The organism is Anabaena azotica FACHB-119, from assembly GCF_014697625.1.
GTDB lineage: Bacteria > Cyanobacteriota > Cyanobacteriia > Cyanobacteriales > Nostocaceae > Trichormus > Trichormus azoticus_A.
On the sequence record NZ_JACJSG010000066.1, the window covers coordinates 22,777 to 30,375 of the forward strand.

The window sequence follows — 7,599 nt, forward strand, 5'->3', positions numbered from 1 at the left end:
AACTTGTGGTTGTCAGACCAGTCACAATCAATCCCACGCACCGATTAACATAAATGCCGCCCAGTAGTAAGGATGGCTATATTTGGGGTGGGAAAGTAAACTCAACTGAGCTTGCCGTAGAGCTTCTCCTTTAGAAAGTCCACTTTTTAGCCCTTGATAAAATTTGCCCATTAAGTAAGTAGTAGAATCAGAATTTACCAACCACAAGGAGGCAATGGTACTACGAGCGCCGGACTGAACGGCTAAACCGGCGATACCTAAAGCAGAACGGCGATCGCTTTTAGCAGTTTGGCAAGCAGAAAGAACTAACAAATTAATCAACGACTCAGGGTTTTGTCGTTGGAACATATAATCTAACTGATTAAGAGTCAACAGACTGTCCCAAGCTAAAATGAAAGTTTGTTCAGGGTCAGAACTGAATTGAGAATGAGAGCTAATGTGGACGATTGATGGAGGCTGTTTAATTTTTTGTTGAAAATGAGCGATAGTAAATTCACTGTTAATAAGTTCTAAAGTAGAAGCTGTATTTTCTCTAATATTTTGAATTTCTGCTTTTACTTCGGGTAAAGGCGTAAACTTCTGAGAAAATTTAGGATTTAGCTGATAAATTGCAGCAACTAGGGCCTTAAGGTCATCTTGTTTAAAATCCTGTTTTTTATAAAATTGGAATGTAGAAGACAAGGAAATACTATATTTTTTGATTAAATAATTTTCCCCATCATGTAAAATGGGAATAGGTAAGTTTTGGAAATAACTATCTAAGACAAATATTAAATGACCTGTAGATGGTAAATACTGTTTAAGGGGAGATAGTAATAGATGGTAGATTTCCTGACAATAAGGTAATAAATCATTCTCGGAAAAATATTTAAACCTTTCAGTTTGACTGAGGCTGATTAATTCATCAAGTAGACTATCAAGTAGCTTAATGTTAACTGAATGGCGATGAAATTTACCTTGTTGATCTCTGATAATTACCTCTACTTGATTTATTAGCCTAATTAAGTAAATAGAAGGGGGTTGATTTCGGACATTTTGACTATCTAATAAAGAGGTAGTTGAGAGTTTGCCACATTGCAAGTAGTTTTCCAACTCAACCATATTCAGTTGTTCTTGAGCTTTTATTACCTGTGATACATCTGCATCTTCCTGGGATAAAACTAGTTCCATGTATTGTTTATATACTGGTTCTATTTTAGTTTTAAAAGCAAATTGAATATCTGGATTAGCTGAGAGAATATTCCCCCGAATTTGGTTTAAACTTTTAATAGCTTCCTTGTATGTTTGGATAGCAATTGAATTATTTGTCATGGTTTTATACAATTTTCCTAATTGCCATTGCCATTGATAGGCTAAATCCCAAGCTTGAACTGATTGGGCTAAAGCTATAGCTTGTTTAAAATAAGTCTCTGCATCGTTCAATTGGTTTATTGAACTGTATCCATAGCCGAGTATTCCTAAAGCGTTAGAGATAGTTCGATTATTATTTAAACTGCGAGACTGGACTAGAGCATTTTGAGTAATTAGCAGTGCTGTAGATAATAAATTATCCTTGACATTTTTTTTAAAATCTCTAGAATTATTATCCGCATACTCTATTAGAGAGTATGCGAAATTAAGGCGATAATCAATATAGTTGATTATCGGCATATTCTGAACATTTGAAAATCGAGTTAATATATTTTCAATTAGGTTTAAAATATCTGAGTTATGGGAAAATTCTGAAGGAGAATAATTAGGTAAAGAAGCGGCTTCTATTAAAAGTTTAAATTCATTAAGTTTAGCTTGTAATGCCCACTCATCTTCTTTGAAGCTGAATTTTTCATAGGTTAATAAAGCAGATTTAATCTTAGATACAGCTAAATTTAAGGCTTTTTCTTTAGCTACAGGTTCATCGATTAATGAGAACTGGTTTCTAGCTCGTTTATAAAGAGCAAAATCTGTATTAGCAATACTTAAGGATATTTGATTAAACATTTGGGTATTGCCGGAAATAGTTTGACTGATACTTAAAGCTTTTTGCAGGATAACAGAGGAAGCATCTAGTTCTCCCATTAGCCTCAACACGTTACCTAAATTATACAAACCAAAAATTTGCAGATTTTGTGCTGGTTGCTTTTGCAGAAGTTTATTTAGTCTATCAACAGAATAATCTTCTGGCTGGCGCTGACCAGCAGAAGTTGGGCAAATCCAATACTCTAAGTTTAAAGCTTGCACCAAAGTATGACAGGCAATATTGTAGGAACCAGTCGCTTGAAGGGCTAGACTTTGGTTGATTAAGCTGCCTACCATACCTTGATGATTATTTAATTTTTGGTAAGTGCGGTAGGCAGATTGCCAGGATTTTAACGCAGCTTGAGCCTGTCCTTGGTGTAACTGTACAACTCCCTGTAGATTCAGATTTTGTGCAGTTTGTTCTAGATCAGGCTTGTTAGCTAATATTACTCCGGGCTGATTGAGAACTATTAATAAGGTTAGTCCAACAAAAGTATGTTTGTGCTTCCTTAGAACAGTTGATAATCGAGTGAGAAGTAAATTCCGTTTTCTTGCCATGTGTTTGAGTTGTTAGTTGTGTCACTAAGAGGAATACCCCAATCGAGGCGGGCATTAAAGCGATCGCCGCGATATTGCAGTCCCAGACCAACAGAGGTTAATGTGCCAGAGGTGTCTGACAATTCCTCACTATTGTTCCAGGCTGTACCAATATCAAAAAAAGGAATTACTTGTAATTGCTGAGATTGTGATTTCCATACAGGAATAGCCAACTCAGTAGAAAATGAAAAAGCATTGTCAGAGATGAATCGGTCTTGGCGATATCCACGAACAGAACCGATGCCACCAGTACTGATTTGTTCAAGTATTGGCAAAGGTCGGTCAGCTAATTGCACTTTTGTTCGTACAACTAAAGTTGTCTCACCCCAGTGCCTGAGCCAGTCGGCTTGACCCACCCAGGTAAAAAATCGACCGTCAGGGGAATTAGTGTTGATTGTTGCGCCGAAAATATCTAGCCCCCAGCTAAATTTGGAACTCAAAAATAAAGCTTGGTTAGTATTGCGACTTGACCAATCTTGTGAAAATCTTAACGCCGAAATACGTGTACGTCCCGAAGTATCCGCTCCTTCTCCTACAGGAAAAGGATTATTTTGCAACGATGTCTCGCTTTCAATGCGAGAAGCTGTCAGCCCCAAAGCAAATTCTTGAATAGAAGTTTCGGTAGCTTGTCTGATCAAAGGTTGACGAAAACTAATTTCGTAGACTCGTGCATCGCCAACGATATCTAACGGGGTAAACGGCTGCTCAATGATATTGCTGCGAGAAAAAAGGTAATTAAACGCAATTGTCCCGTTTTGAGAATTTACAGGGATTAAATAGTTAGCCGTCACAGCATTGCTGCCGTCTGTGTTCCGATAGCCTACTTTTAGACCATCCCCTGATACTAATAAATTATTCGCTGATAATTGTAGACGACGCTCAAAACTACCGATCGCTGGAGAACGGTAGTTATTCAGTGTTACATTAGCTTTAAAATCTTGACTGGGTTGAACATTGATAATTAAAATAGCTTTGTCTGCTGATAAACCTTTCGTTAGAGTAGCTCTAATTTTGCTTACTAATGGGTCTAGCCGTAAAAGTTGTAATGCGGCTAACAAGCTATTGTTATTCAATACTGAATTTTCTGGCGGAACCCTGGTGCGAATATAATTTTCTAAGCTTCCAGCACCAATAATATCAACTTTTTCAATCCGCCCTTCTAGGATAGCAATAGTTACTACCGCACTATTTGGATCTACAGATTGGTTTTGTACGACAGGAAGATAAGCACCAGAGTTGATATACCCCTTTTCTACGTAGTAATCAGTTACAGTATTGGCTGCATCTAACAAGTCATTAAAGGATAGTTCTTTCCCTACAAATTGAGCTACTACCTTTTGTAGTTCTTCACTAGATAGAACTGTATTGCCTTGAAAAACAAACTCTTTTACTCTAAATATAGATTTGTCATTTCTTTGATTAATAGTAGAAATATTTGGCTTTATCGTTAGATGTTTAGGTGTAATACTGTTCGGCTCAATTGGCAAAAATGAGCTATGTACTGCTACTAAAGATGCTAAAACTAATTGTGTATTCACTACTCATTTTCATGTTAGAATTACAGTGATTAATATATAAATTGACGGAATCATATTCTTCTCGGATTCCGTCAGCTTTTTCTTTATTTATTATAGTTAATCTAACTGCTGTGAGATATTAAACTGGCAGGACGAAGTTGGGTTTGTTGAAGGTTGGGAATTAAAATTCTGTCCCTCTTCCGGTAGTGCAGTCAGGCTGATTGTGCCGTCGGGATTGCGTCTAGACCCTTGTGCAGATATGGGTTGTTCTTCTTGGTTCGACGACTCAACTTGTGGGAGTGGAGTTGATGGTGCATTTTCATCGATCCAGGGCATCATCGGGGTGAGCATATCCGTTGGATTGACGGGAAGTCCGGGATTAGGTGTGATGGTTAGTCGTACAGGCAAGTCTTCTTCAGTCGCAGAGCAACCCCTTTGAACTTGCGGTGGGTCAACTATTTTTAGGTTGCTCAGTTCAATGAAATTCCGTTGAGCAGAGTTGACCCGGACTGTACCGTCGATACCTCGCTCAGAGCTAGCTGTAATAAAGCTGTTACGGGAAATAAAGAAACCTTGGGTATCGATTGTAATATTCCCACCGTTGCCCTCAAAGGCGTTCGCTGTAATGCTGCTGTTGTTTTGCAAGATTATGGATTTGGTATCGATGTTAATATTTCCACCGTTGCCCGTACCACCAGCAGTTGCAGAGATAGAACTGTTGTTTAAGCGGATGTTTTGGGAGTTCAGGCTGATATCACCGCCTTGCCCAGAGGTTGTTGTGGCGTTGATAGCACCTTGATTTACAAGAGAGATTGTGTTGGATCTGACACTCAACACCCCTGCATCACCAGTCCCTTCGTTCACAACGGCAATTTGTCCGCCATCAGTGATGTTTAATGAATTACTATTGATAGAAACTTCCCCAGGCGAACCACTAGGAATTGGTGGAGCGCCAAATACACTTTGTTGGTTCTGATTTGCTCTTGTAGCTGATGAATTAATAGATCCTCTCACTTCAAGATTTCTAGCGTTAATTCTCAGTGTGCCGGCATTCCCTGCACTAAGAGTTGATGTGTTTATACTGGTTTTAGGTTGCACAGTCAACCTATCAGTATTGATCTCTAAGGTTCCGGCATTGCCAGATCCAGTAGTTGCCGAGGTAAAAGCGCTAGCAGCATAATTAATTCCTGAATTGGATATTGAATCCTTTAGCTCTATTGAATCACTGGCATTGATTGTCAGATTACCGCTAACTCCAGTTTGACCACGAGTCAAACTGGCAATTGTGCCTCCATTGTCAGCTGTTACTCTTCTGGCTGTGACTGTAATATTGCCTGCTGTTGCTGAAGATAGTGTAGAAGTGACAATACTACTGCCAATTAAAGAATTAAATGATGAGAATCCTGCTATGTTAAGCCTATCTGATACATTGATAGTAATGTCACCACCGTCACCTGAGTTGTAGTTTCTAGAAGCTAAATTTCCTCCTCCTTCAATAATTAAATCTTTTGCAGAAATATTTAAGTGACCTGCTCTTTGACTGCCTAGAGATTCAGTTCTAACGACTGTATAAAATCTGTTATTACTTTGTGAAATACCACTAATTTCTACTTTTTCTCTGGCTTGAATATTGATATGCCCTGAAGATAAATCACGATTCTGAATTAGCAGTGCTGAACCACTATTGATAGATACATTGTTCCCAAATAAATTAATTGAACCGCCTTGATTACCACTGGTATCAACCAGTGATCTTTCCGATAAATTTATATTTTTAAAAGAAACTGTATTGTCAAAGTTGAAGGAAGAACCAGAAGAATTAAAACGGACTAAACCGGAGTTGATACTTACAAGGTTAATATTTCCTTCAGCAGAGGATAAAGTGGCCCCTACGGTGTTTATATCGCCTCCTATCAAAGATAAAGTTTTCCCAGTGTTCGCAGAGATTCCGCTAGGATTAGAGTTTCTGATAATAGGAGTACTTCCTGTATTGAGAGCAGTCAACCCTTCCCCTGTCCCCTGAACCGTGATACTCCCTGACTTACTGCTAAATCGCAAACCGATAGGAATACTAACAGTCAATAATGGTTGTTTTGGATTAACTGCACTAAAACTAGAACCATCCGCAAATTCCAAAGCATCAGCTGTAGTTACAAACAACGAACCGCCGATATCAAGCCGTGCGTTTGGGCCGAAAACGATACCACTGGGATTAATCAGAAATAAATTTCCAGTACCGTTAGTGCGGATCAAACCGTCAATATTAGATACAGTTCCGCCAGTGATGCGGGTAATGATAGCTTCGATACCGATGGGATTGTTGAAGTGAACAGTGCTGCCCGTGGAAACAGAAAACTCTCTTAAACTGTGAAAGAGGTTATTTCCTAACCGAGTCCCACCCTCAATATTGATAGTTGTACCGTTGATATTGATGGTTGTGTTGTTCTGCAAGGTTGCATCAGGTATAACTTGTGCGTTAGATGGTGTAGTCATAAATGAGCAAAAAAATCCTACAGCTATAACATTACTAATATTAAATTTCATAAAAAGCTAAGACGCTACTATTGCTAACAGCGCTACAAAAATAAAGGAAGTGAGTTAATTTCTTTTTAAGAGCAATATCTAAAAATTTTACATATTATGAACAATTTAGCAAGCAACTATCTTGATTTTTTGGTTTGATGTTCAAAAAAATAATTATTTATCCAATACTCACTCTTAAATTAATATTTCATCTATCTAAAGATGTATAAAAATAGGGAGAACATTTATTGAAATAATAAACAAAGCCAGTTCTATATATATGCGTTTATGAACGTTTAATTGAATGCTTTATTTAATTAAGAGAACTATTAAAAATTTATTGTATATATACTGTACTCGAAGAGTCAGTGTAGGTAGTTTACTTGTGATAACAAAACAACCCATCTACATAGTCAACTTCAGGGAATAGCGTCTCTGCAAATCTACCAGAAGATAAAAGCGATCAGCGATCGCTTGAGGATGTAGCATAACACCCCGTAAAATCAATCACAAAAAGCATCCACACGCAGATCGCGCCAGATGTCGGATACCTGCCAGCCGGAGTTACCTACCGACCTAACTAGTGGATAATCTGCGACTGGGGTATGGGGTTTGTAGCTGTCTGTAGCTGAGGTTTGCGGCGTTAAATCTGGTTGTTCGTCAAAAGAAGGGCTGACAGCATCAACAAAATCATCAATATCATCGGCTGGCTCAACTGGGGGTAGTGGAGACTGTGGGGCGGTAGTTTTCTTGATGATGCGTAAATCGGACTTTTTGATCATCGGCTTCATGTGTTGCTAAGGTTGTGTGACTTTTTCACAAAGAGTTAAAACGTTTAAGTTAATGCCCCTATGAATAATTTTACTGTGTAAAAGCAATCACCAAGATTGAGGTACAAGCGATCGCTCCTCACTCACCCTAGTTCCTTCCCAAGATTCCAGTTGCTCCTTCCGCCCCCTCCAGTCCA

At 38.5% G+C, this 7,599-nt stretch carries 4 protein-coding genes; all 4 read right to left on the reverse strand.

Annotation, left to right across the window (positions count from 1 at the left end):
- Positions 1–27: 27 nt before the first annotated feature.
- Positions 28–2,553 (reverse strand): CHAT domain-containing protein, encoded by a 2,526-nt coding sequence (locus H6G83_RS31200; protein ID WP_190479409.1) that lies wholly within the window; start codon positions 2,551–2,553, stop codon positions 28–30.
- Positions 2,505–4,130 carry a ShlB/FhaC/HecB family hemolysin secretion/activation protein gene (locus H6G83_RS31205; protein WP_190479411.1) on the reverse strand — a complete coding sequence of 542 codons (1,626 nt, stop codon included), beginning with the start codon at positions 4,128–4,130 and terminating at the stop codon, positions 2,505–2,507. Before H6G83_RS31205 ends, H6G83_RS31200 begins: the two co-directional genes overlap by 49 nt.
- A gap of 96 nt (positions 4,131–4,226) precedes the next feature.
- A complete protein-coding gene (locus H6G83_RS31210; RefSeq protein WP_190479413.1) occupies positions 4,227–6,602 on the reverse strand; it encodes a two-partner secretion domain-containing protein in 2,376 nt (791 codons plus the stop codon).
- Positions 6,603–7,135: 533 nt separating this feature from the next.
- On the reverse strand, positions 7,136–7,414 hold the full coding sequence (locus H6G83_RS31215; protein ID WP_390823235.1) for a hypothetical protein: 279 nt from the start codon (positions 7,412–7,414) through the stop codon (positions 7,136–7,138).
- Positions 7,415–7,599 lie beyond the last annotated feature (185 nt).